At 72.6% G+C, this 24,996-nt stretch carries 20 protein-coding genes and 5 tRNA genes; 12 read left to right on the top strand and 13 right to left on the bottom strand.

Going from position 1 to position 24,996, the window contains the following annotated elements:
- Positions 1 to 5 precede the first annotated feature (5 nt).
- From D2L64_RS21870 to D2L64_RS21860, 3 genes are all read right to left on the bottom strand, one after another.
- Positions 6 to 1,019, bottom strand: a complete 1,014-nt coding sequence (locus D2L64_RS21870; protein WP_119579104.1) for an NAD-dependent epimerase/dehydratase family protein — start codon at positions 1,017 to 1,019, stop codon at positions 6 to 8.
- A gap of 255 nt (positions 1,020 to 1,274) precedes the next feature.
- Positions 1,275 to 2,291: a LacI family DNA-binding transcriptional regulator gene (locus D2L64_RS21865; RefSeq protein WP_119579078.1), complete on the bottom strand. Its 1,017-nt coding sequence runs from the start codon at positions 2,289 to 2,291 to the stop codon at positions 1,275 to 1,277.
- Positions 2,292 to 2,308: 17 nt separating this feature from the next.
- Positions 2,309 to 3,604, bottom strand: coding sequence for an extracellular solute-binding protein (locus D2L64_RS21860; RefSeq protein ID WP_119579077.1), 1,296 nt, complete (start codon positions 3,602 to 3,604; stop codon positions 2,309 to 2,311).
- 251 nt (positions 3,605 to 3,855) lie between these two features.
- On the opposite strand from D2L64_RS21860, the gene D2L64_RS21855 reads away from it, so the two are divergent.
- Positions 3,856 to 5,478, top strand: coding sequence for a glycoside hydrolase family 43 protein (locus D2L64_RS21855; protein WP_119579103.1), 1,623 nt, complete (start codon positions 3,856 to 3,858; stop codon positions 5,476 to 5,478).
- Between the two features lie 37 nt (positions 5,479 to 5,515).
- On the top strand, positions 5,516 to 6,220 hold the full coding sequence (locus tag D2L64_RS21850; RefSeq protein WP_119579076.1) for a polysaccharide deacetylase family protein: 705 nt from the start codon (positions 5,516 to 5,518) through the stop codon (positions 6,218 to 6,220).
- A 14-nt stretch (positions 6,221 to 6,234) separates the two neighbouring features.
- On the opposite strand, the gene D2L64_RS21845 is transcribed toward D2L64_RS21850, so the two are convergent.
- Positions 6,235 to 9,633 (bottom strand): helicase HerA domain-containing protein, encoded by a 3,399-nt coding sequence (locus tag D2L64_RS21845; RefSeq protein WP_119579075.1) that lies wholly within the window; start codon positions 9,631 to 9,633, stop codon positions 6,235 to 6,237.
- Positions 9,630 to 10,319 (bottom strand): hypothetical protein, encoded by a 690-nt coding sequence (locus D2L64_RS27355; protein ID WP_158603528.1) that lies wholly within the window; start codon positions 10,317 to 10,319, stop codon positions 9,630 to 9,632. Before D2L64_RS27355 ends, D2L64_RS21845 begins: the two co-directional genes overlap by 4 nt.
- A gap of 415 nt (positions 10,320 to 10,734) precedes the next feature.
- Between D2L64_RS27355 and D2L64_RS21830 the strand changes: the two genes are divergently transcribed.
- Positions 10,735 to 11,064 carry a CU044_2847 family protein gene (locus D2L64_RS21830; protein ID WP_199714706.1) on the top strand — a complete coding sequence of 110 codons (330 nt, stop codon included), beginning with the start codon at positions 10,735 to 10,737 and terminating at the stop codon, positions 11,062 to 11,064.
- A gap of 15 nt (positions 11,065 to 11,079) precedes the next feature.
- A complete protein-coding gene (locus tag D2L64_RS21825) occupies positions 11,080 to 15,132 on the top strand; it encodes a trypsin-like peptidase domain-containing protein (RefSeq protein WP_119579071.1) in 4,053 nt (1,350 codons plus the stop codon).
- A 466-nt stretch (positions 15,133 to 15,598) separates the two neighbouring features.
- Here D2L64_RS21825 and D2L64_RS21820 read toward each other — a convergent pair.
- Positions 15,599 to 15,673 (bottom strand) — tRNA-Val (locus tag D2L64_RS21820).
- 39 nt (positions 15,674 to 15,712) lie between these two features.
- Positions 15,713 to 15,785, bottom strand: a tRNA-Gly gene (locus tag D2L64_RS21815).
- A gap of 152 nt (positions 15,786 to 15,937) precedes the next feature.
- Between D2L64_RS21815 and D2L64_RS21810 the strand changes: the two genes are divergently transcribed.
- Positions 15,938 to 16,207, top strand: coding sequence for a DUF6458 family protein (locus D2L64_RS21810; protein WP_119579070.1), 270 nt, complete (start codon positions 15,938 to 15,940; stop codon positions 16,205 to 16,207).
- 109 nt (positions 16,208 to 16,316) lie between these two features.
- On the opposite strand, the gene D2L64_RS21805 is transcribed toward D2L64_RS21810, so the two are convergent.
- From D2L64_RS21805 to D2L64_RS21795, 3 genes are all read right to left on the bottom strand, one after another.
- A tRNA-Val gene (locus D2L64_RS21805) sits at positions 16,317 to 16,391 on the bottom strand.
- A 13-nt stretch (positions 16,392 to 16,404) separates the two neighbouring features.
- A tRNA-Cys gene (locus D2L64_RS21800) sits at positions 16,405 to 16,475 on the bottom strand.
- A gap of 34 nt (positions 16,476 to 16,509) precedes the next feature.
- Positions 16,510 to 16,582: transfer RNA gene (locus D2L64_RS21795), tRNA-Gly, on the bottom strand.
- 288 nt (positions 16,583 to 16,870) lie between these two features.
- On the opposite strand from D2L64_RS21795, the gene D2L64_RS21790 reads away from it, so the two are divergent.
- Complete coding sequence (locus tag D2L64_RS21790; RefSeq protein ID WP_119579069.1) at positions 16,871 to 17,473, top strand: TetR/AcrR family transcriptional regulator; 603 nt, start codon at positions 16,871 to 16,873, stop codon at positions 17,471 to 17,473.
- Between the two features lie 61 nt (positions 17,474 to 17,534).
- Complete coding sequence (locus tag D2L64_RS21785; protein ID WP_119579068.1) at positions 17,535 to 18,110, top strand: TIGR03086 family metal-binding protein; 576 nt, start codon at positions 17,535 to 17,537, stop codon at positions 18,108 to 18,110.
- Between the two features lie 25 nt (positions 18,111 to 18,135).
- Here D2L64_RS21785 and D2L64_RS21780 read toward each other — a convergent pair whose 3' ends face one another.
- The gene (locus D2L64_RS21780) at positions 18,136 to 19,065 is read right to left on the bottom strand and encodes a hypothetical protein (protein WP_119579102.1); all 930 of its coding nucleotides are present in this window, start codon (positions 19,063 to 19,065) and stop codon (positions 18,136 to 18,138) included.
- Between the two features lie 175 nt (positions 19,066 to 19,240).
- Between D2L64_RS21780 and D2L64_RS21775 the strand changes: the two genes are divergently transcribed.
- A complete protein-coding gene (locus D2L64_RS21775; RefSeq protein ID WP_119579101.1) occupies positions 19,241 to 19,909 on the top strand; it encodes a class I SAM-dependent methyltransferase in 669 nt (222 codons plus the stop codon).
- A 72-nt stretch (positions 19,910 to 19,981) separates the two neighbouring features.
- Complete coding sequence (locus D2L64_RS21770; RefSeq protein WP_119579100.1) at positions 19,982 to 21,133, top strand: cytochrome P450; 1,152 nt, start codon at positions 19,982 to 19,984, stop codon at positions 21,131 to 21,133.
- Positions 21,134 to 21,145: 12 nt separating this feature from the next.
- On the opposite strand, the gene bioD is transcribed toward D2L64_RS21770, so the two are convergent.
- Both bioD and D2L64_RS21760 read right to left on the bottom strand, forming a co-directional pair.
- Complete coding sequence (bioD, locus tag D2L64_RS21765; protein WP_119579067.1) at positions 21,146 to 21,883, bottom strand: dethiobiotin synthase; 738 nt, start codon at positions 21,881 to 21,883, stop codon at positions 21,146 to 21,148.
- On the bottom strand, positions 21,871 to 23,007 hold the full coding sequence (locus D2L64_RS21760) for an 8-amino-7-oxononanoate synthase (RefSeq protein ID WP_119579099.1): 1,137 nt from the start codon (positions 23,005 to 23,007) through the stop codon (positions 21,871 to 21,873). The genes bioD and D2L64_RS21760 overlap by 13 nt, the downstream gene beginning before the upstream one ends.
- Positions 23,008 to 23,222: 215 nt before the next feature.
- On the opposite strand from D2L64_RS21760, the gene bioB reads away from it, so the two are divergent.
- Genes bioB through D2L64_RS21745 form a run of 3 tightly spaced genes read left to right on the top strand, consistent with a single transcriptional unit; the run spans position 23,223 to position 24,988 of the window.
- A complete protein-coding gene (gene bioB / locus D2L64_RS21755; protein WP_119579066.1) occupies positions 23,223 to 24,218 on the top strand; it encodes a biotin synthase BioB in 996 nt (331 codons plus the stop codon).
- Positions 24,219 to 24,251: 33 nt separating this feature from the next.
- Complete coding sequence (bsaP, locus tag D2L64_RS21750) at positions 24,252 to 24,479, top strand: biotin synthase auxiliary protein BsaP (protein WP_119579098.1); 228 nt, start codon at positions 24,252 to 24,254, stop codon at positions 24,477 to 24,479.
- Between the two features lie 2 nt (positions 24,480 to 24,481).
- Positions 24,482 to 24,988, top strand: a complete 507-nt coding sequence (locus D2L64_RS21745) for a GNAT family N-acetyltransferase (RefSeq protein WP_407663160.1) — start codon at positions 24,482 to 24,484, stop codon at positions 24,986 to 24,988.
- The last annotated feature ends 8 nt before the right edge of the window (positions 24,989 to 24,996 follow it).

Raw genomic sequence — 24,996 nt, 5'->3', positions numbered from 1 at the left:
GGGCCTCACCCGGCCCGGATCGCGCCGAGCGCGGCGAGCAGCGCGGCCTCCCGGTCGGGGTGCAGGCCGACCGGCGGCCGGGCCGGGCGGCCCGCCCGGTCCGGGGGCGCGCCGACCCGCCGCAGCCAGGACCAGGTGTCGGCCACCGTGTCGGCCACCGGCCGGCAGGTCAGCCCGGCGGCGTACGCGCGGCTGACGTCGAGGTGCTGCATCCAGCGCCACTCGTGCTCCGGCGGGATCCAGATCGGCAGGTCGTTCCAGGGCACCACGCCGGCGCCGAGAAGGCGGTGCGGGTCGACCCAGTGCAGCCGGGCGTCGGCGCCGGTGACGGCGAGACAGGCGTCGAGCAGCTCCCGGATGCTGGCGTGTCCCGGTCGGCTCACCACGTTCACCGGGCCGCTCCGGCACGCCGCACCGGCGTCCAGGAGGAAGGTGGCGAGGTCCCGGACGTCGACGTACTGCAACGGCAGGTCGGCGGGGCCGGGCGCCAACACGTCGCCGCCCCGGGCGACGCGGTGCAGCCACCACGGCAACCGGCCGATGTCCTCACCGGGGCCGAGGATCAACCCGGCGCGGGCCAGCAGTACGCCGTCACCGAACGTCTCCCGCAACGCCCGCTCGGCGCCGGACTTGAGCTGCGGGTACTCGCCGTCGGTGGCGTCCGGGTCGGCGTCGACCACCGGATCCCGCTCGGTCACGCCGGTCGCCACCGGCGGGGCGTAGACGGACCCGCTGGAGACGTACACGTAGTGGCCGACGCGGCCGGCCAGGGCCTGCGCCGTCGTCCGGGCCGCCCGTGGCGCGCCGTCCCAGGTGTCGACGACGACGTCCCACTCGCCGTCGGCCAGCGAGGCCAGGCCGTCGGGGGTGCTCCGGTCACCCAGCAGTTGTCGTACGCCCGCCGGAGGCGCCCCGTGCCGCCCCCGGTTGAACACGGTGACGTTCCAGCCACGACGGACGGCCTGCGCGACCGCCGCACCGCCGACGAAACCCGTCCCGCCCAGCATCAGCATCCGCATGGGCTCCACCATGCCCCCCTTGTCCGGGGTGGCCGGGTCGGGTTCACCCTCAGCAGATCTGCCGAGGGCAGAACGCCGGGTGCCCGCGCCGGCCGGACGCTCAGTTGTCCGGTCGGCGCGGGCTGGGTTCGGCGGGGCCGCGGGCACGGCGGGCGACCGCCCGATCGACGCCCTCAGCGAAGGCATCGACCATCGCCATCGTGGCCTGCCGCCGATACCAGGGTCAACAACTTCCGGAAAACTATCGATAGTTTGCTATGTCAGCGGTGCGGCGCTGTCCCGGATCACGAGTTCGGTGGCCAACTCCACCCGCGGGCTCTCCACCTTCTCGCCCTTGGCCAGCCGCAGCACCGTACGCGCGGCCAGCATGCCCATCTCCGCCAACGGCTGACGCACCGTGGTCAACGGCGGCGAGCACCAGCGCACCTCCGGCAGGTCGTCGAAGCCCACCACACTGACGTCACCGGGCACCCGCAGCCCGCGCTGCCGGACCGCCTCGTAGACCCCCAACGCCATCTGGTCGCTCGAGGCGAAGATCGCCGTCGGCGGGTCCGCCAGCCCCAGCAACCGCACCCCGCCGGAGAACCCGGCCTCGTGGTAGAAGTTGCCGGCCTGGATCAGCCGGTCGTCCACCGGGATGCCGGCGGCCTCCAGCGCCGCCCGGTAGCCGTCCATCCGGGCCCGGGCACACATCAACTGCGGTGGACCGGCGATGAACCCGATCCGCCGATGCCCCAACCCGATCAGGTACTCCGTGGCCCGCAGGCTGCCCGCCCAGTTGGTGGCACCGATCGTCGGTGCGTCCTGGGCCGGTACGCCGGCCGGGTCGACGATCACCACGGGGATGTTGAGCCGGCGCAGTTCGGCCTGCTGCGGCGCTTCGAGGGTGGAGGTCACGAAGATGACGCCCTCGGTGGAACGGGTCCGGATGTTGTCCAGCCACTGCTTGGCCGAGGAGCTACGCCGGTGGATGGCGGAGACGACCGTACCCACCCCCGCCGCGTGGGCGACATCCTCCACACCCCGAATGATCTCCACCGCCCACGGACTGTCCAGATCATTGAAGACCAGATCCACCAACCCCGAACTCGCCCGCATACTCGGCGGCCGACGCCGATACCCATGCCGCGTCAGCAACTCCTCCACCCGCTGACGCGTCTGCGGCGCCACATCCGAACGACCATTGATCACCCGCGACACCGTCGGCACCGACACCCCGGCCAGGCGGGCGATCGCGGCGATGGTCACGGTGCGATTGTCGTTGGCAGCCACCGAGGGCCTCCCTGTCGTCACTGGCTCTGCTTCGCCACCGTGGTGATGTCCTTGACGATCTGCTCCGGCCTCCTGGAGCCCTCGATCAGCTGGGCGACGCTGTCGTTGATCTGTTGGCCGACCGCCGACGGGAACGCCTGGTCGAGGTAGAGCTGGAAGCCGGTCGCGACGGCCAGGTGGGCCGCCACCACCTGGTTGTTCGGATCCTTGATCCGACCGACGGCGGCCAGGTTGGTGGGCAGCACGGCACCGGTCTCGGCAGCCCGCCGCTGGTTCTCCGAGCGCAGCAGCGTACGCAGGAAGTCCACCGTGGCGGGTGGAGCGTCCCGGCCGACCGCGAACCCGTTACCGCCACCGAAGGCGTCGGTCGCCTCACCCTTGCCCCCCTCCACCACCGGAAAGGTGAAGAAGCCGAGCTGACCGCCGATGCCACGGTCGCTGGTCGACGAGGAGGCCTGGATCGAGGGCGCCCACTGCCCCATCAGTTCCATGGCTGCCTCGCCGTTGCCCATCGCCGCGGCCTGACCGCCCGCCGAGCCGTACTCGGCGCGTTGGAAACGCGGCTGGAACGGGCGCAGCTCGATCAGCTCGCGGAACCGTTGGCCGGCCGCCACGAAGTCGGGGGTGTCGAAGTTCCCGTCCTCGGCCGCGTGCTGCAACGCGCCGAGACCACCGATCCGCATCGCCAGGTAGGCCCAGTAGTAGTGCCCCGGCCACTTGTCCTTGCCGGCGAGGGCGATGGGCACGATGCCCGCGGCCTTGAGCTTGCGTACCGCCGCCAACAACTGGGCCCAGGTGCTCGGCGGTGAGGTGATGCGGGCCTCGGCGAAGAGATCCCGGTTGTACCAGAAGCCGATCATGCCGATGTCGAACGGAACGCCGTAGATCCGACCGTCCACCGTGTACGGCTGCAAAGCCGCCGGCAACAGCTGACCGATCCACGGCTGCACCTGCGCGGTGATGTCCTTGACCAGGCCCGCCTCGGCCTGTTCGCGCAGCAGCCCGCCGCCCCAGGACTGGAACAGGTCCGGCGACGAACCGGCCCGGGTGGCCTTGGTCAGAGCGGCCTTGAAGTCCTCGTTCTCCAGTGGCTGCACCTCGACCGTGACGTTGTCGTGCCGCGTCTCGTACAGCCGCGCCATCTCCGCCCAGACCGGCAACATCGGCTCGGTGTTCTGGATGTGCCACCAGTCGATCGTCTGCGGTCCGGCGGAGACGTCGGACTTCCCGTCCGCACAGCCGGCTGTCAGCAGGGCGCCGGTACCGACCCCCGCCAGAGCCAGCAACGACCTGCGGGAGAGGTGCCCTGTCATGGTGCATCCCTTCGAAGCGCGTGACGTACCCGAAGCGGCGCCGAGGGGCCGACCGGCGCACCATCGGCCCCGAAAGTTTCGGCCCGAGGCCGGTATTTTCAACTGATGGCGGGCACGTTACGACGCGTCGACGCGCCCGGTCAAGAGGGCTGTCGCAAGCGGATCCGAGCCGATAACGTGAGGCCAATTCCCGGATATCGACGCGGAGATTTCCGGAAATACACCGGGACATGATCCTGAAGGAGACACACATGTCGACCGAAGTCGCAGCCGTGACGACCGCCCGGTCCATCCGTAACCCGGTGCTCACCGGCTTCCACCCGGATCCGTCCATCCTGCGCGTCGACGACGACTACTACCTGGCCACCTCGACCTTCGAGTGGTACCCGGGGGTACGCGTGCACCACTCGAAGGACCTGGTGCACTGGCGGAACCTCGGCGGCATCGTCACCGAACGCCGCCTGCTCGACCTGCGCGGCTGCGGCGACTCGAACGGGATCTGGGCGCCGGATCTCACCTGGCACGACGGGCTGTTCCACCTCGTCTACAGCGACGTGTCGAGCTTCGCCAGCGGCTACTGGGACGCCCAGAACTTCCTCGTCACCGCCCCGACGATCAGCGGCCCCTGGTCGGACCCGGTGCGGCTGCACGCACACGGCTTCGACGCCGCCCTGTTCCACGACGACGACGGCAGCACCTGGCTGTTGTCGATGAGCGCCGACTGGCGACCGGGCCGCAACCGCTTCGGCGGCATCGAGATCCAACGCTACGATCCGGCCCGCCGACAACTGGTCGGCCCGGCGCGGACCATCTTCACCGGCACCGAGGTCGGCGTGACCGAGGCACCGCACATCTACCGCCACGACGGCTGGTACTGGCTGGTCACCGCCGAGGGCGGCACCAGCTGGGAACACCAGGTCACCGTCGCCCGCTCGCGCGAGCTGCTCGGCCCGTACCAGGTCGACCCGGCCGGCCCGCTGCTCACCTCGGTCGGTCGACCGGATCTCACCCTACAGAAGGCCGGCCACGGCAGCCTGGTCCGCACCCAGCACGGCGAGTGGTACCTCGCCCACCTGGTCGGGCGCCCCTACACCCCGCTGGGCAGCTGCGTCCTCGGCCGGGAGACCGCGGTGCAGAAGGTCGAGTGGTCGCCGGGCGACTGGCCGAGGATCGCCGGCGGCATACCCGCCGAGGAGGTCCCCGCGCCGGACCTGCCGGCCCACCCCTGGCCCGCCCAGCCGGCCACCGACCACTTCGACCAGCCGGTGCTGGCCGCCGGATGGTCCACCCTTCGCCGGCCCGCCACCGACGACTGGGTCGACCTGCGGTCCCGCCCGTCGCACCTGCGCCTACACGGCGGCCAGTCGCCGGTCGGCAAGCAGACGCCGAGTCTGCTGGCCCGGCCGGTCGGCGCGAGCCACTGCTCGCTGGAGACCGTCGTCGAGTTCGACCCGGGCGACCACCGCCACCTGGCCGGAATCACCGGCTACTACAACACGCAGAACTGGCACTACCTCTACCTGACCCGTGCCGACGACGGGCGACTGGTGCTGGAGGTGCTCAGCTGCGCCAGTGGCCGGCGAACCGCGTACCCGCAACTCACCGTCGACGCCGACGGCGCGCGACCCGTCGGTCTCCGGGTGACCTTCGACGGCCCGGCGTTGCGCTTCGCCTACGACCTCGGCGCCGGTTGGCGGCAGTTGCCCATCGACCTGGACGCCACCGTCCTCTCCGACGAACACGCGGCGCAGATCGTCGACGGTGAACCGGCCGCCTGGGGTTTCACCGGCGCGATGCTCGGCCTCTGGGTGCAGGACATCGGCGGCGACGGCAGCTACGCCGACTTCGACCACGTCACCTACCTCGAACACTGACCGGCGAGGACCGATCTGCCCAGGAGGGGGCCGTCCGATGTCACCCCGCACCCATCCTCCGCACCACGTCTTGTCCGGGCCGGGCACTGCGGTACGCCCCGAGACGACGGTCGGCACCGACCACGTCCTCTGCCTCACCTTCGACGACGGCCCCCACCCGGTGCACACCCCACGCCTGCTCGACGTGCTGGCCGCCAACGACGTCCGGGCGGTCTTCTTCCTCCAGGGCGACCAGGTCGCGCACCATCCGGAACTGGTCCGCCGGATCATCGCCGGTGGACACGCGCTGGGCAACCACGGCATGCACCACGACGACATGAGCACGTGGACACCCGGCCGGATCGCCTCGGACCTGCTGGAGACCAACGCGGTGATCCGACGGGCCGTACCGCACAGCCGGGTGTCCTACTTCCGGGCCCCGTACGGCAACTGGGGGCAGACCCCGACGGTGGCGACCGCCCTGGGCATGCGCCCGATCGGCTGGCAGCTCGACGTGACGGACTGGGACCCACCGGGCACCGACGAGTTGACCCGACGGCTCACCGAGGGGGTCACGCCCGGTGCGGTGGTACTGCTGCACGACGGTGGCGGCGACCGCAGCCAGACCGTCGACGCCGTCGACCTCGTCATCGCGCCGCTGCGGGCGCACGGCTGGCGCTTCGCCCTGCCCCCGCCCGACCCGGCGCCTGCGGCGCCCCCGGGCGCCCTGCCTTCGACCGCCGGGACCGCCCCGCGGGCGTGACCAGCCGAGGCCGGTCAGCGTCCGGCCGGCGGGGTGGTCGCCCGCTGGAGGACCTCCTCGGCGGTCAACGGGCTACGTGGATGGTGGCTGAGACACATCGGCGCCTGCATCTTGACGAAGCGGCCCCCCTCCACGGCGGCGTAGAACTGCCCGGTACGCAGCTTGCCGACGTCGGTGACGTCGGTACCCTTCGCCCTGGCCACCTCCCGGGCCGCCTCGATCTGGACCGGCACGGTCAACAGACCGACGAACTGGGTGGCCGCGTTGCCCGGGATCTGGTTGTGCAGCGCCTTCGGCGCCTGGGTGGCGAAGACCAGGCCCAACCCGTACTTGCGGGCCTGCGAGGTCAGCGCCAGCGTGCTCTGCGTACAGGCCGTGACGGTGCCCGACGGGGCGAGGGTCTGCGCCTCGTCCATCACGAAGAGCCCGCCCAGCGGCCGGTCCCCGGCCGGATGCCGCTTGATCCAGGTGAACAGGGCCAGTTGCAACTGGTTGACGAAGCTCTGCCGCTGCGGGTCGTCGGGCAACCCGACGAAACTGATCACCGATATCCGGGCCCGCCGCCCCGGCGCCGGGGTGAGCAGCTCACCGGGGTCGACGGGGGTGCCGACGCCGCCGAAGAGCGGATCGTTGATCAGGGCGGCCTTGAGTAGTTGCGCCATGCCCGCCGCCAGCTTCGGCGCACCGGCGAGCTGGCTCACCCCGTCGGGCAGGTCATCGAGCAGCTCGGTGAACGCCCGCAGGTCGTTGGCGCCGGTCCGGGCGTAGCTGTACAGCGCCTCGCGCAGCACGGCCCGACCGAGCCGGGCCTTGTCCGTGCCACCGTCCACCCGGGCATGCGGGGCGAGGGTGGCGACGGCGGCGTCGACCGCGGCGGTGAACCCGTCCGGGTCGTCGAGTACGTCGGCGAAGCGGGGCAGCGGCTGGAACGCCAACGGGCGGCCCGACTGCCGACCCGGCGTCCAGATCACCACCTCGGTGCCGGACAGGTACGTCGCGGCTCGGTCGGCGTCGGCCGGCCCCCACCCGCCGGGCGCCGCCGGCCAGGCGTCGCCGAGCCGTGCCAGGTCGTTGTTCGGGTCGAGGACGATGGCGGAGACGCCACGCAGCGCGCACTCCTCGACCAGCCGCCGGATCAGGACGGTCTTACCGGAGCCGGAGCCGGCGAAGATCACGGTGTGCCGGCGCAGCGATTCCAGGCCGATCCGCAGTGGCTCGGGTCGACCGGGGACGGCACCGAGGTCCAGCTGTTCCGGGTCGATTCCGGCCGCCGGGCGACCGCGCACGTCGGACCCGGTCGGCCAGACCGGCACCGACTCGACCGCCGGCGCCGGCCCGGCGGCCGGGTTCGGCGACGACGGCGTCGGCGGGCTCGGCACCGGCACCGGCGGGCTCAGCGACGGCACCGGCACGGTCGGCGGTGTGGTCGGCATGTTCGGCACCGGCACCGTCGGCGGGCCCGCGTCGCGGTGGACCGGTGTCCCGGGGACGGCGTCCGTCGCTGGACCGGCACCGGTCACCGGGACGGCGATCGCAACGGCGGTCCCCCTGTCCCTGCGGTCGCCGCCCAGCGCCTGACGCAGGCAGCTGATCTCGGCGGCCGGTCGGCGGTCGGCGAACCACGGCCGCAGCGTCTCCAGGCCGAAGTACCGGATGAGCTGCTCCAGCGCGGCCAGGCGGCGGATGTCCGCGGCGGGGAAGGCGATCGTCTCGCCGCCGGCGCGTTTGAAGGCCGCCAGCACCTCACGGGTACGGGCCCCGCCCGACCAGTCCGCGCTGCGCAACAGGAACAGCTTGCGCTTGGCGATGCCCTCGGTGAGCCCGGCGGCGGTGACCGCGTTGCGGATCCGGTTGAGCGCGGCGATGTGGTGCGGTGCGCAGATCGCCCGGAACGACCAGTGCTCCTCGTCCTCGCTCTCCTCGTCGAGGCTGTGCCGTAGCCGGGCGTGCAGGGCCGGCTTCCCGCCCAACGGGATGGGATCGAGACTGAACGCCTCGACGGCGTCGTCCTGCGCACCGATCCACGCGGTCAACCCGGCTGTCAGCAGCTCCGGAACCCGCACGTCCTCGTACTGCTGGCTGAGCGCGGGCGCCGGATCCGCCGCGGCGATCAGTTCCGCGTACCGAGAATCGATCTTGCCGAACTCGTCGGCCAGCCGCGCCGCGCTCGGCCTACCGACCGGGGCCGCCCCGGGGCCGGCGCCGACCGGGTCACCGGTCGCGTGCAGCAGATGCCGCAGCTCGCGTACCTCGCCGTCGGCCAGGCAGGCCCGGACATGCGTGTCGACGCGGCGCAGCAGCTCGCGTGGCGTGAACCCGACCACCTCGGTGAACGCGTCGGGGTGGACCGGCCAGGTGGGGTACGGCGGCACGAAGCCGACTTCCTCGAAGAGCACCGCGAACCGCTTCTCGACCAGTTCCCGTCCCACCGCCACGGAGGGGATCTCCTTGAGCGGGGCGGCCTCCCGGAACCGGTCCTGGACGGTGTCGGTGGCCTGTTCCTTCACGTCCCGCCAGGTCTGCGGCAGGCAGGACACCACCGACAGCGAACGTTTGGTGGTCTCCCGCAGCGCCATCAGACCGCTGGCCACCTGCTCCAGCAGCAACGACGTCTGCCAGTCGATCTCGCCGCGGACCTCCTGGGTGGTCGCCTTGACCGACTGGGCAACCATCAGGTCGATCTGGTCGACGGCGATCACCGTCGGCGCCACCATGGCCAGCAGCCGCGACGCGTCCCGGACCACCTCCTGCGGTGCCCGGCGGTTACGCCGCAGTCCCCAGGCGGTCCGGGTGCCCGGCTCCTCCTCGTCGCTGGAGGAGAGGAAGTCGTAGCCGACGTCCTCCAGGGCGGCGGACTCACCGGCGTAGAGCACCAGCGCCCGCAGCGTGTCCTGGCACTCCGTGCCGACCTGGCGGTTCGCCTTACGGGTCAGGTCGACGAAGGCGTCGAGGGCGGGCCGGCTGAGTTCGGTCTCACCGGTGACCGCGCGCCGCACCGCCCGGGGGGCGTCGACCCGGTCGGCGAGTTTGCGCAGGAAGGTACGCAACTGGGTGGTCCCGTCCGGCATCGGTCGCGCGAGGCCCGCCAGCATCGACATCGCGGTGCTGTGCCAGAACGCGCGCGCCTCCAACAGCTCGACCAGGAAGAAGAACCCGCCGCGCTGCTGCACCTCCTGTCGTACCGTGCCGAGCAGGTGGGTCTTGCCGGTGCCCCGCTGGCCGAGGACCGCGACGCCCACCGGGCTGGAGTCGGCGCTACGGTCCGCCTCGGCGAAGCTGTCCAGCACGGTCCGCAGCACGTCGTGGTGCAGGGCCGCCACGTGGAACGGCGCCGGCTTCCAGACGTCGTCGGGGGTCGGAGCCCAGTTGAACCGCAACGCGGTCAGCGCCCGCCGTTCCTCGTCGCTGGTCATGACGAGATGGCGATGAGGTGCTTGTCCTGGTTGCCGATGCTCACCGCCGCGGCCCGCTCCTGCGGCTTGAGCACCTTCTGGTTGGACTCCGGCACGAGGTGGACGTTGCGTTCCCGGTTGAGCTGGACCAGTGCGGTGTCGACCTGCGCGCGGGACAGGTCCGCCAGCGCGGTACGCAGGTCGGCGAGCATGACGTACGCGCCGGGGCCGGCGGCCAGTTCGTGGTATGCCTGCCGGACCCGGGTCACCGCTTCGACCGGGCCCGTCGCGGCCGCCGGGGCGGAGTGCGGGGCCGGCGCGGCGGAGTCCGGGGCCGGCGCGGCGGGGTGCGGGGCCGCCGGGGCGGGGTGCGGGGCCGGTGCGGCCACGGCCGAGGCGACGTCGTCCGCCTTGATCTGCAACCGGAACAGGTCGTCGGCCCGGGTGCCGGAGTGGTCGATCAGCCGGCGCAGGAAGTCCAGTACGACGTAGAGCGTGCCGCCGCCCGCGCCCGCACCCTTCGGCGGCTCCCCGCCCAACTCCTCGGCGGCCCGATGCCAACCCTTGTCGGTCAGCTTCAGGGTGATCGGCTTCTCCGCCACCTCGATCAGCTCGGCGGCGATCAGCTTACGGCGGTGCTCCGGCTTGATGCCGATTCCGGCGACCTTGGTGATGTACGTCTGCGGCAACGGAGTTGCTTTGATCATTAACGTGATGAGAATGCACCGGTCAACGAGCGTCAGTTCCTTTTCCGGCATGCGGATGCTCCTCTGTGGCACGAGCTTTCACCACGTTCACGGTGATGATCGAAACTCGGAGGGGTGGTCGAGCAAGGGGGGCGGCCTCGCGCCCGGGCCGATTCTGCCGACGGTGTCCGGCAAGCGCAAGGTCACCAATCCGGCTGCCGAAAACCGACAGCAAGGTTGAGTGGATCTTCAGCGGTCCAGCGTGGACGGCCCGACTGAAACACCTGTACGGAGCGGGCGGCGCTGATCAGGCATTCGGCCGTTGCCAAGCGGCAAGGACAGCGGGCAGCATGACTGATCGGCGAGCGGCGGCCGGAGGGAATTGCCCGACGCCCTGCCGCTCCTGCCCATTTCGGGAACGCCACGGAGGTGACCGGTGCAGTCTGAGGTGGTCCGCTACCAGGTCGACGACAAAACCGTCGCGTTGATCGAGGTCGACCCACCGGCCGGTTTCCAACCCGCCGGCGTCGGCGACGTCGCCGGCTGGGTACGGGAGTCCGCCGCCCCGGCGGTGGCCGCCGCCAAGGAACTGTTGGAGCAGGTGAAGGCGGTCTCCCCGGACGCCGTCGAGGTGCGCTTCGGGATCAAGGCGACCGGCACGGCGAACTGGGTGGTCGCCAAGACGACCGGCGAGGCGAACTTCGAGGTCACCCTCGCCTGGTCCCCCGACGGAGCCCCGGCAAACGGCACCGGCCCGCGGCGCTGACGGACGCGGTGGCCCGTGACAGCAGCCCCTGACGACAGCCCGTGGGCGGTCGCCCTGCACCGCGACGGCAACCCGGACATCCCGGTCGGCACCGGCATCGTCATCGACGCGAACCTCGTGCTCACCTGCCACCACGTCGCGTTCGCCGCCGACGGCCAACTGCACGACGACCTCTCGGTCGCCTTCCCCCGCGCGTCCAGGGTCGGCTACTTCGACCGACGCCGGGTCCGCCAGTGCCTGCACGACGGGCACCGGTCCGCGCACGTCGACCTGGTCGTCCTCGAACTCGTCGAACCCGTGCCGGTCACCGTCGCACCGGCCCGGCTGCGCTGCCTGGAGCCCCGGTCCCTGGTCGACCGGCCGTTCTGGGCGTACGGCTTCCCCACCGGGGTACCCGGCGGTACCCCGGCCACCGGCACGGTCACCGAGATCGGCGGCTGGGGACGCATCATGATCGACAGTGCTGCCGGTAGCCAGTTGGGCAAGGGGTTCAGCGGCGGCGCCGTCTGGTCACCGGAGTACCAGGCGGTGATCGGCGTCGTGGTCTCCGCCGACGGCACGGGCAAGGGCCAGGCCGTCACCCTGCACCACGCCGACGAGCAGCTGCCCGAGATGAAGCTGCGGATGCTGTCCGCGTGGCGGGTCGCGGACGCCGACGACACCGCCCTGTCCGCCTGGGGCTGGACCCTGAACACCGACGGGGAGGCCGGTCGGCACTGGCTGCCCCGGGCCCGCGGGGTGGCGGTGGATACCGAGGGCGGCGCCCGGTTCCGGGGCCGCACCAGGGCACTGCGCCGAATCGTCGACTGGCTCGACCAGGCGACTCCGGTCATCCGGCCGCTGCTGGTCACCGGCTCCCCCGGGGTGGGCAAGTCCGCCGCTCTGGGCCGGATCGTCACCACCGCCGACCGACAGATCCAGGCCGCCCTCCCCGTCGACGACGTCGCGGTACGGGCCACGGTCGGCTCCGTCTCCTGCGCCGTGCACGTGAAGGGCAAGACCGCCATCGAGGTGGCCACCGAGATCGCCCGCGCCGCCGCCGTCGACCTGCCGGCCAACCCGGCCGACCTGGCTTCGGCGGTGCGCGACCGGCTGCACCGGCGCGCCGCCCGGTTCACCCTGGTCGTCGACGCCCTGGACGAGGCCGCCGATCCCGGCCACGCCCGACGGATCGTCGACGACATCCTGCTGCCGCTGGCCCGCGACTGCGGCCGGTACGGGGTCCGGGTGGTCGTCGGCACCCGGCGCAGCGACGACCAGGGCGACCTGATCGCCCGTTTCGGGGAGGACGCCGACCTGATCGACCTCGACGCACCGGAGTACTTCGCCGAATCCGACCTGGTCAACTACGCGCAGGCGACGCTGCAACTGCTCGGCGCCGAACGACCCGCCAACCCGTACGCCGAGCCCGGGGCCGCCGGCCCACTCGCCCGGCGCATCGCCGCGCTGGCCAAGGGAAACTTCCTCGTCGCCGGCCTGGTCGCACGGGCACACGCGCTGCGCGACACCGCGCCGGTCGACCCGGCCTCGGTCTCCTTCACCGCCACCGTCGCCCACGCACTGGACGCCTACCTCGCCGGGCTACCGACGGCGGGTACCACCTCCGCGCGGCTGGCGCTGACCGCCCTGGCGTACGCCGAGACACCGGGGCTTCCGTTGCCACTGTGGCAGGCCGCGGTGACCGCGCTGGGCGGCACCGTCAGCGAGGCGGAGCTGGGCGGCTTCGCCCGTACCTCGGCGGCGAACTTCCTGGTCGAGACGGGCGGCGGGGCACAGCCCGCGTACCGCCTGTTCCACCAGGCCCTCAACGAGGCGCTGCTGGCCGACCGCGACGCCCGGGGGCATCGGCGCCAGGACCAGCGCAGGTTGGTCTCGGCCTGGCTCGACCTGGCCCGCGACGCGGGCTGGGCCGACGCCCCGGACTACCTGCTCCGGTCGCTGCCCCAGCACGCTGCCCGCGCCGGGATGGTCGAACACCTCCTCGCCGACGACGACTACCTGCTCCACGCGCAGTTGGACCGGCTGCTCATGGTGGTCGACGCGGAACCGCCACCGACCGCACCGCTGCCGCAGGCCCGGGCCAGGTTGCTACAACGCACCCCGCTGGCGGTCGCGGCGCCACCCGACGAGCGGGCGGCGCTCTTCTCGGTCGTCGACTGCCTCGACGGTCTGGGCAGCGGCATCACCGCCGATCGGGCACCGTACCGGGCCCGGTGGGCAGACACCCCACCGCGGCAGGAACGCAGCGTGCTCGACGGACACCTCCAGCCCGTCTACGACGTCGCCGCCGTCGAGGTCGACGGTCGACGGCTGCTCGCCTCCGTCGGCGACGACGGCACCGTCCGGCTCTGGGATCCGTTGACCAACCAGGCCGAGGCCGTCTTCAACTGCCACGACGACACCATCCGCGGGGTCTGCGCGGTACGCACCGGCGCCGGTGAGGTGTTGGTCGCCACCGCCAGCCACGACGGCACGATCGGGTTGTGGGAGCCGCGGACCGGCCAGCGCCGCCACGAACTGCTCGGACACCACGACTGGGTACGCAACATCTGTGTCCTCCCGCTGCCCGACGGTGACCTGCTCGCCTCGGCCGGCGACGACCGGACGGTACGGGTCTGGGATCCCGTCACCGGTGCCCAGCGGTACGTCCTGACCGGCCACGCCGGCTGGGTGACCGCCGTGACCTACGTGCCGGCCGGTGGTCGGCACCTGCTGGCCTCCACCGGCTACGACGGCCTGATCCGGATCTGGGAACCGACCGCGGCCGGTGCGCCGACACTGACCCTGGCCGGTCACGACGGCTGGGTCACCACCCTGTACGCGGTCCGTACCCCCGACGCGACGCTGCTCGCCTCGGCCGGCTACGACGGCACGGTGCGGCTCTGGGATCCGTTGACCGGCGAACCGGTGCGGGTTCTCGACACCGGTGGGCCGGTCACCGATCTGTGCACCGTGGACACCGCCGACGGCCGCCTGCTCGTCTCCACCGGCGAGGACGGCCTGATCCGGCTCTGGGAGGTCTCGACCTGGAGCAGCCGGCCGAGCCTGCGCGGGCACGCCAGCTGGATCCGCGCGGTCTGCGAGCTACGCACCGCGACACACCGGATGCTCGCCACCGCCGGGGACGACGGCACCGTACGCCTGTGGGATCCGGCCGGTGGCCAGCCCGACACCGTCGCCGCCCAGGACCGGTTCGGTCCGGTGAACACGTTGTGCCGGGTGCCGGGCGCCGGGCCGGCGCGGGTCGCCTCCGGCAGCACCGACGGCCAGGTGATCCGCTGGGACGTCGACACCGGCGAGCGGTTGCTGGAGTTCCAGACCGCGGCGGTGAACGCGCTGTGCGTGGTCGCCGACGACGACGAGCCACTGCTCTACACGGCCCAGGACGACTGTTCGGTCGCCTGGTGGGAGCTGACCGATGGCACACAGGTGGGTGAGATGCGCGGCCACTACGGCGAGGTCGCGGCGGTCTGCACCCTGGTCGTCGACGGCCGGCTGCTGATCGCCTCGGCCGGCGACGACCAGGCCATCCGGCTGTGGCATCCCCGCACCGGCGCCGCCCTCGGGGTGCTGCTCGGGCACGTCACGCACGCCTGGGTGACCGCCCTGGCGACCGTCGAGTGGCCGGGCGTGGTCGCGCTCGCCTCGGCGGACAAGAGCGGCACCCTGATGCTGTGGGGTGGCGCCGACACTCCGGTCTGGACCCAGCAAGGCCATCAGGACGAGGTCAACGCCCTGTGCGGCATCACCGTGGCCGGGCGGCGGATGCTGGTGTCGGCCAGCGCGGACAGCACGATCCGGATGTGGGACGCCGAGTGGGGCCAGCCGGTCCGCTGGTTCAACGGGCACACCGCGGCCGTCACCGGTCTGGCGCTGGTGCGGGTCGGTGGTCGGGATCTGCTCGCCTCGACCAGCCGCGACCGCACGGTACGGATCTGGGATCCAATGACCGGGCGGTCCGTACGCACGATCCCCGTCCACCATCCGGCGCTGACCTGCTGCACCGTCGGCGACACCCTGCTGGTCGGCCTGGACCGCGGCCTACTCGCCCTCACCCTCCACACCTGACCCCCTCCCCCTCCCTCCCCTCCCTCCCCACCCCGGTCGTGTTGATCATGAGGTTGCCGGTTGCGGTAAGCGCTTACCCTGCCGGCAACCTCATGATCAACATGGTCGGTCGGGGCGGGGACGGGCGAGTCCGACCCGGCCCCGAGCCGGACGGCGGCATCCTCGGCTCCCACGCCCACCTGGAAGGGCTCCTCGCCGCCTCGGCGGCCCAGTGCACCCTCCTCCGGGCGAGCGGGTTCGCCGCCGACACCCTCGCCTGGGCGCCACAGCTACGCCATGCTGCACCGGTTCCACCCACAGGCGCGGCGGGCCCGGGTACACGAGGCCGACCTCGTCGCGGTCGCGGTGCGGGCCCTGACCGAGGACGGCCACCACGCGACCGCCCACCACCTGACCGGACCCGAACAGCTGCCCCAGGCCGAGCAACTCGCCGCCATCGCGCTGCGCCGGCCGGGCCGTGGATCTCTGGTGGGCGATACTGGGTTTGAACCAGTGACCTCTTCCGTGTCAAGGAAGCGCGCTCCCACTGCGCCAATCGCCCGTGGTGACCGCCACACCCCGAGGGTGTGGATGGATCGCGAGCGGACGACGGGATTCGAACCCGCGACCCTCACCTTGGCAAGGTGATGCGCTACCAGCTGCGCTACGTCCGCCTGCCCCGCGTACCGCCGGGGACGGGCCAACTGTACCCGATGGCAAGATCGCCCGGGGCGCCGGCCCCACACCGTCGGTGGTTGCGCCGGTCACCGGCGGGGTACAGACCCTTCTCGACAGCACACCGCATCCCTGGGAAAAGGAGGCTGTCATGGGTATCGGAACCAGCATCTTTCTGCTCGCGGTAGGCGCGATCCTCACCTTCGCGGTCAACGCCAGCATCGGCGGTCTCGACCTGACGGTGGTCGGCTGGATCCTGATGGCGGCGGGCGTGGTCGGCCTGATCATGACCCAGCTGGTCTGGGGGCGCCGCCGGCAGGTGGTCGCCACCACCGAGGAGCCGGCGGAGTACCGCCGCGTCGAGGAGCCCGCGCAGTACCGCCGGGTCGAGGAGCGTCGGGACGTGGCGCCGCCGCTGTGACCGGCGGCCGACGGAGCTGATCGGGGCCAGGGTCAGCCTGACGCCGCTCGCGCAAGACAGGAAGCCCGCCACCGGAACACCGGTAGCGGGCTTCAACTGATCATCGAACTGGTGGGCGATACTGGGTTTGAACCAGTGACCTCTTCCGTGTCAAGGAAGCGCGCTCCCACTGCGCCAATCGCCCTTGCTCTTTACCGAGGTGGGGACGGGATTTGAACCCGCGTACACGGCTTTGCAGGCCGTTGCCTCGCCTCTCGGCCACCCCACCGAGGTTGCCCCCGTCACGCGTGGCGGCAGCTCCGAGCGGACGACGGGACTCGAACCCGCGACCCTCACCTTGGCAAGGTGATGCGCTACCAACTGCGCTACGTCCGCATGCCCCCGAGTGTTCCCGGTGACGGATGAGAACTTTAGCCGAGTCGGGGAACGGTTGCCAAATCGGGTACGCCCGTGGCGAGTCCCGGACCACCCCGCTTAGATCTTCCTAGGAGGATGGGCGGCTTGACCTGCCGGGACTCGCCCAAAGAACGCGGGCCAGGAATGTGAAAGGTCGACGGACGGACCTTCACCCGAGGCAACTGTCCGCCTTCTGACTGTCGCGAGCCAGATCAACTAGGCCTTGGTGACAGGCCGTATCCGTTTCGATGGGCTACGGTGACGAACGTGACGAGACGTGCGGCCGAAATCCGCCTGGATGCCCTGCTGCGCACCGCATGTGACGTGATCGTGGAGCGCGGGCTGGCGAACACCCGCACGGCGGATGTGGCGCAGGCCGCCGGCGTGAGCCAGGCACTGGTCTTCTACCACTTCGCCACCAAGGAACGGCTGCTCGCCCAGGCGTTCGCGTACGCCGTGGAGCAGGATCTGGCCCGACTGGACGCGGTGACCCGGTCCAGTGCCCCGCCGCTGACCAAGCTGCGGCGCATCCTGCGCCTCTACACCCCCGCCGGGCGGCCCACGTCCTGGTCGATGTGGATCGACGGCTGGGCCGAGTCGCTGCGTACCCCGGAACTGGAGAAGGTCTCCCGCAAGCTCGACCTGCGCTGGCGGCAGGACCTCGCCACGGTGATCTCCGACGGGGTCCGCGACGGCGTCTTCGAGTGCGCGGACCCGGCGGGCGCGGCCTGGCGGATCAGCGCGGTGATGGACGGCCTGGCGGTCCAGCTGGCGGTGCACGAGCGGGTGATCTCCCGCCGGCAGTTCGCCGAGTGGATCCGCCTGGTGACCGCCCGCGAACTCGGGCTCGACCCCGCACAGCTGGACTGAGCCCGCGGGCGCCTGCGGCGAACCGCTCCGCACCCCCGCCGCCGCCCGCGACAATGACGCCATGGACCTGCTGGAGACGTACCGGCGCAGCGTGGCCGAGTTCACCGACCGGGTGGGACAGGTCGACCCCGCGCAGTGGTCGGCGCCCACCCCGTGCGCCGAATGGAACGTGCGCACCCTGGTCAACCACGTGGTCGGCGAGGACCGGTGGAGCGTCGCCCTGCTCGCCGGTCGGACCATCGCCGAGGTCGGCGACCGGTACGACGGCGACCAGCTGGGCGCCGACCCGGCCGAGGCGGCCCGGGACGCGGCGGCACAGGCCGAACTGGCCGCCAACCGGCCCGGCGCCCTCGACGGCACCGTGCACCTGTCGGCCGGAGACACCCCGGCCGAGGAGTATCTGCGGCAGCTGATCGCCGAACACCTGGTCCACGGCTGGGACCTCGCCGTGGCGATCGGCGCCGACCCGGGACTGGACCCGGGTGCGGTCGCCGAGTGCGCCCGCTGGTTCAGCGGACAGGTCGACAGCTACCAGCGCAACGGACTGGTCCGCCCCGAGGTGGACGTCTCCACCGCCGCCGGAGAGCAGGACCGGCTCATCGCCGCCTTCGGCCGCGACCCCGACTGGGCGCCGTGACACCACCGGGCCGGTCCGCCCCCGCTCAGCGGGGCACGGTACGCCACCGCCGTCGGTCCGGCTGGCGCTCCCACTCCCCGCCCGGCCCCTGCCACTCAGCGACCGGGCCGGTAGCGACCCCCGCGGCGGTAGCGACCCCCTCGGCGACCTCCGGTTCGCGGGTCAACTGCCGCAGCCGCATCAACAGGCCGACGCCGAGGAAGAGCAGCAGACCACCGAGGAGGAAGGCCGCCTCGGTCAGGCCGATCCCGGTGCCGGACTGCGTGACGTTACCGGCCGCACCCGCGGCCGGCGGGTCCGCCGCCCCGCCCCCGGCCCCGGCGTCGTCGTCGGTCGCGTCGGTCTCCTCGTCGGCCGGGTCCACCGTCGGCACCTCGGCCGGCTCCTCCGCCGGGTCCACCGTCGGCACCGAACTCGGGGTCGGCGCCGCGGTCGTCGGCGGTGCCGCGGCACGCCGGCCGACCACCTCCCGCGTCGCCGCCTGACGGGACAACAGTTGCAGGTTCTGGTCGTACGCCTCGGCGGCCAGGCTGATCCGGCCCTGGTCGACCTCCCCGACGATCGCGATCCGGTACTGCGCAGTCACCGTACGGCCCGGGCAGAGCGTGCCCGGGTCCAGCTGACGGTCGGTCAACCGCGCCGCGTCACCGTCGACACGGACCTCCACCGGGAACGATCCGGTCTCCTCGATCCGGTCCACCCGCACCTGGTCCAGCCGCAGCCCCTGCACCGCCAGCACCATCGACCAGCGCACCTTGAGGCAGCCCCCCTGGTCCGTGCGGGACACCACCGCGGAGACCGTCGCCACCCGCCCGCCGGCGGTGAACTGGTCGGGCACACCGCTGAGTTCGGTGGCGAACGCCGCCTGCGCCGGTGTCGCCAGGGCGATGTCCACTCCGGTGAGACAGGCCAGCACCACACCGATCCGTAGCGTCCCGCGCCACAGCCTCTTCACGATCTGTCCTCCGTTGGTCGTCTCCATTGGCAACGCTAGGAGCGCCGGAGACCACCCGGTAGACGGGCGTGTTCGCACGTACTGTGAAGCGAGATGCCCCTTTTCACAGACGGTATTGAACCGGTCACCCGACACCCGCGACACGCCGTCGGCGAGCCCGATGGACAATCACCGGGTGTCCGCACTCTCCACCGCCTTCGTCCAGTTGCACGCCCGACTCACGCCCGTCGCGTTCGTACCCGAGGTGCGGCTGCACCAGGCGGACGAGCCGATCGGCCTGTGGGAGCTGACCGAGGGTGAGTTCAGCACCGACCGCCCACCGCCCTTCTGGGCCTTCGCCTGGGCCGGCGGCCAGGGGCTCGCCCGCCACGTCACCGACCACCCGCAGCTGGTCGCCGGCCGGCGGGTGCTCGACCTGGCCTCCGGATCCGGGCTGGTCGCCATCGCCGCCGCCCGGGCCGGTGCCGCCGCCGTGCGCGCGGTGGAGGTCGACGAACTGGCCGTCGCGGCCGTCGCGCTCAACGCCGACGCCAACGGGGTACGCGTCGACGCCGAACTCGGCGACATCCTGGACGCCGACGCGGGCGACGCCGAGGTGGTCCTCGCCGGTGACGTGTTCTACAGCGCGGCGATGGCCAACCGGGTGCTGCGGTTCCTGCTGCGCGCCGCCCGGGACGGGGCGCGGGTGCTGGTCGGCGATCCCGGCCGGGCCTTCCTGCCGCGGGACCGCTTCGACGAACTGGCCGCGTACGACGTGCCGGTCACCGAGGCGCTGGAGAGCGTACGGGTGAAGCGCACCACCGTGTGGCAGCTGCGCGCGGGGCGCCCCAAAGCGGCCGACTAGCGTGACGCCGTGCTGTTCCGCAGCTGGGAGCAGGTCCGGGCGACCACCGACGACGCCGGGGCCGGCCGCGGCGTGTCCGAAGCCGACCGCGGCGTGTCCGGTTGGCCCGACGTGGCCCGCGTCGCCGACCGGGTGGGCGGCGAACACCTGCTGGTGACCCGGCACGCGCTGGTCCGGCAGGTACTCACCGACCCGGTCACGTTCCGGCCGGACAACGCGCTGGACGCGGTCACCCCGATGCCGGTGGCCGCGCTGCGGATCCTCGCCACGCACCGGTTCCGGCTGCCGCCGACGCTGGCCAACAACGGCGGCGCCAGCCATCCGGGGATCCGTGCCCTGGTCGCCGACGCCCTGCACCCGACCCGGGTGGCCGCCCAACGGGACTGGCTGGCCGCGCTGGTCCGCCAGCGGGTCGCCGAGCTGACCGCCACCCTGGACACCGGCGCACCGGTCGACCTGCACGCGGGCCTCTCCGCCGACCTGCCGCTGCTGGTCCTGGCCCGGCTGGTCGAGCTGCCCGACGCGCCGGTCGCGGCGGTGAAGGCGTTCGCCCGCGCGGCCCTGGAGCTGTTCTGGGCGCCGCTGGACCCCGACCGGCAGCAGCTGCTCGCCGCCGAGGTGGGCCGCTTCCACCGGGTACTGCGGGAGTTCGCGGCCACCGGCGGCGGCCTGGCCGCAGCCCTGCGGGCCGCCGGGCACCCGCCCGACGTGGTCGTCGGCGCGTTGTTCTTCCTGCTGGTCGCCGGGCAGGAGACCACCTCACAGTTCCTCACCCTGCTGATGCACCGGCTCACCGGAGAAGCGGCGGTGCTGGCCGGGCTGCGCGACGGCTCGGTGCACGTCGCCGACGTGGTCGAGGAGGGGCTGCGGCTGGAACCGCCGATCGTCACCTGGCGCCGGGTCGCCGCCGTCGACACCACGCTGGGCGGGACCGCGGTGCCGGCCGGTACCAGCCTGGTGCTGTGGCTGGCCCGGGCCGGACGCGATCCGGTGACCGTGGAGTCGCCGGACGAGTTCCGGCCGGGGCAACGCGGATCGCGCCGGCACCTGGCCTTCGGGGCGGGCGTACACCGCTGTGTCGGCGACCAACTCGCCCGGATGGAAGCCGGCACGCTGGTGGCCGAGGCCGCACCGCTGCTGGCCGGGGTACGGGTGGTGCGCGCCCCCTGGTGCCCGGACAACCTCACCTTCCGGATGCCGGACGCCTTCGTGGTCCGCCGCTGACGCCGGAGTGCTTCAGCTGATCTCGTCGGCCCAGGCGCGCCAGTCGTCGAGTACGCCGTACAGGGCCGGGGTCAGCCAGCCCGGCGCGGAGCGGCGGAACACTCCCGGGTCCATCGCACCGGCACCGGCCGGCAGGGCGCCGAGCAGGTTCGGCAGCAGGTCGCTGAGGTTGGCCCAGTGCACCAGCTCCGGTTCGACCGGCCAGGCGCCGATCACCACCCCGGCCGGTACGGCCCGCCGGTCGAGGGCTTCCAGGGTGAGCGCGGTGTGGTTCAGGGTGCCGAGGCCGGCGCGGGCCACCACCACCGCCGGTGCGCCCAGCGACACCGCCAGGTCGGCTACCGTCCACGGCTCCCCCGACGGGCGCAGCCCCATCGGTACGAGCAGCCCACCGGCCCCCTCGACCAGCACCAGGTCGTGCTTGTCGGTCTCCTCGCGGATGGCGTCGACGGCGTTGTACAGCTCCAGCGGCGGCAGGTCGGCGACCCGGGCGGCGGCCAGCGGGGCGAGCGGGTCGGGGAAGGCGGCCAGGGTACGGCCGGTCATCGGGGCGGCCAGCCGGGTGATCGCCTCGACGTCGCCGGGCACACCGCCGGCCGTACCGGTCTGGCCGGGTTTGACCACCGCGACCCGTAGCCCGGCCGCCTGCGCCGCGGCCGTGATCGCCGCGGTCACCACGGTCTTGCCGACCTCGGTGTCGGTCCCGGTGACCAGCACCGGTCCCCGCCACTGATCCGTCATGGCGCACATTCCACGATGACCTCCAGGGCATGGTCGAACTCCGCCCGCGACGGTCCGGCACTGACGGTCAGCCGCAGCCGGGAACGGCTGTCCGGGGTGGAGGGTGGCCGGAAACAACCCACCGCCACACCCCGGTCCCGGCAGGCGGCGGCCCAGGCGGTTGCCGCCTCCGGGCCGGGCGCGGTGACCGAGACGACGGCGGCGTCGGGACGGGACACGTCGAGACCGGCGGCGCGCAGCCGACGCACCGCGTGGGCGGCCCGCTCGACCAGTTCGGCGCGCCGGTCGTCGCCGGCCTGGGCCAGCTCGACGGCGGCGCGCACCCCGGCGGCCACCGCCGGTGGCAGGGCGGTGTCGTAGATGAACGTCCGGGCGGTCTCCACCAGGTGCCGGACGTACCCGGCCGGGCCCGCCACCACCCCACCGGCACCGCCCAACGCCTTGGACAGGGTGGCGGTGACCACCACGTCGGGTTCGCCGGCCAGCCCGGCGGCGGCCACCGCACCGGCACCGGCGGGACCGGTCACGCCGAGCGCGTGCGCGTCGTCGACCAGCAGCAGCGCACCGTGTTCGCGGGCGGCCGCGTGCAGTTCGGTCAGCGGGGCCAGGTCACCGTCGACGGAGAAGACGGACTCGGTGACCACGACCGCCGGCTGGCCGGGGGCCGCCGCCAGGGCCGCCGCGACCGCGGTCACGTCGGCGTGCGGGGTGACCACCGTCTGCGCACCGGAGATCCGGCAACCGTCGATCAGGCTGGCGTGGTTGTGCGCGTCGGAGACCAGCAGCGTACGGGGGCGGACCAGGGCCCGGATCGCGCCGAGGTTGGCCAGGTAACCGGAGGAGAAGACCAGGGCCCGGTCGGTGCCGAGCCACCCGGCGAGGGTGTCCTCCAGGGCGTGGTGGGCGGCGGTGGAGCCGCGGACCAGCCGCGAGCCGGTGGCGCCCAGCCCGTACTCCGCGAGCGCCTTCGCCGCGGCGGCGACCACCTCCGGATGCGCGGACAACCCCAGGTAGTCGTTGCCGGCCAGGTCGACCACGGCGTCATCGGCGGTACGCGGATGCAGCCGGCGGGTCAGCCCCGCCTTCGCCCGCAACTCGGCACGGCGGTCCAGCGCCGCCAGCCAGTCCGCCACCGCCACGTCCCTTTCCTGCCGGTTCCCACCCGTTGCGCCGTCGTCGTCCGGTCGGACGACCCCGCCGGTCGGGCGTTCCCGCCGGGCGAAGTTACCACCCGTACGGGGTGCCCCGGCGTGGCGCCGTACGGCTCGCCGCGCGCTCCGGCGGCGCCGTCGAGGCGGCCCGCCCGCGCTCGTTTCCGCCCGCTGACCGGCCTTGTAGGGTACGAGCCATGCCAGAGATCCTCGACCAGGCCCGGACCCAGGTGCTGGAGAACGGCGTCGGCCTCGACCAGGCCGGCGTCCTCGCGGTGTTGAACCTTCCCGACGAGCACCTGACCGCCACGCTCCAACTCGCCCACGAGGTGCGGATGCGGTGGTGCGGTCCGGAGGTCGAGGTCGAGGGCATCGTGTCGTTGAAGACCGGCGGTTGCCCGGAGGATTGCCACTTCTGCTCCCAGTCCGGGCTGTTCGCCTCGCCGGTACGGTCGGTCTGGCTGGACATTCCCTCGCTGGTCGAGGCGGCCAGGCAGACCGCCGCGACCGGGGCGACCGAGTTCTGCATCGTGGCCGCCGTGCGTGGACCGGACGCCCGGCTGATGAAGCAGATGCGCGAGGGGGTCGCGGCAATCAAGGCCGAGGTCGACATCCAGGTCGCCGCCTCGCTGGGCATGCTCACCCAGGAGCAGGTCGACGAGCTGGTCGAGATGGGCGTGCACCGCTACAACCACAACCTGGAAACCTGCCGCTCGTACTTCCCGAACGTGGTGACCACGCACTCCTTCGAGGAGCGCTGGGAGACCCTGCGAATGGTCCGCGAGTCCGGCATGGAGGTCTGCTGCGGGGGCATCCTCGGCCTCGGCGAGACGGTGGAGCAGCGGGCCGAGTTCGCCGCCCAGCTGGCCGAGCTGGACCCGCACGAGGTGCCGCTGAACTTCCTCAACCCCCGCCCGGGCACCCCGCTGGGTGACCGGCCGGTGGTCGAGGGCAAGGACGCGCTGCGGGCCATCGCCGCGTTCCGGCTGGCCATGCCGCGCACAATCCTGCGGTACGCGGGCGGCCGGGAGATCACCCTGGGTGACCTGGGTACCCGCGACGGGCTGCTCGGTGGCATCAACGCCGTGATCGTCGGCAACTACCTGACCACCCTCGGCCGGCCGGCCACCGAGGACCTCAAGCTGCTCGACGACCTGAAGATGCCGGTCAAGGCGCTCTCGGCGACGCTGTGAGGGCGATGCTGTGAGGGCGATGCTGTGACGGCGATGCGCGACGCCGCGACGCGGGCGGGTGACCGACAGCCGGTGCCCGCCGGGCCGTGGTGCGACCGGTGCGGCGAGGCCGCCGCGTCCGGTCCGCACGACGGCTGCGCGGCGGCGCGTGCGCTGGAGCCACCCCGCTACTGTGCGCACTGCCGCCGCCGGATGAAGGTGCAGGTGCTGCCGGTCGGCTGGTCGGCGATCTGTGTGGAGCACGGCGAGTTGCGAGGCTGAGCATGCTGCTGCGGGGACGGACGGTGGTGTTGCGACCGGCGACGGACGCGGACGTGCCCGCCCTCGCCGCGATCCGGGCCGAACCGGAGGTACGCCGCTGGTGGCGCGGCGACGACGACCTGGCCGCCGCCGTCGCCGCCGACCTCGCCGACGACGACCTGACCGTGTACGCCATCGAGCATGGCGGCCGGGTGGTCGGCGCGATCCAGTGGTTCGCCGAGGACGACCCGGACTACCGGCACGCGAGCCTGGACATCTTCCTCGACCCGGCGGTACGCGGTGCCGGACTCGGCGGCGACGCCATCCGTACCCTGGTCCGGCACCTGGTCGACGCCCACGGCCACCACCGCTTCACCATCGACCCGGCGGCGTCGAACACCGCCGCGATCCGGGCGTACGCCAAGGTGGGCTTCCGCCCGGTCGGCCTGCTGCGTCGGTACGAGCGTGGTGCCGACGGCCGCTGGCACGACGGCCTGCTGATGGACCTCCTCGCCGACGAGCTGCCCTGACTGGGAGC

The organism is Micromonospora radicis, from assembly GCF_003583405.1.
In the GTDB taxonomy this organism is placed as follows: domain Bacteria; phylum Actinomycetota; class Actinomycetes; order Mycobacteriales; family Micromonosporaceae; genus Micromonospora; species Micromonospora radicis.
This window is presented reverse-complemented; position numbering and strand designations above follow the sequence as displayed.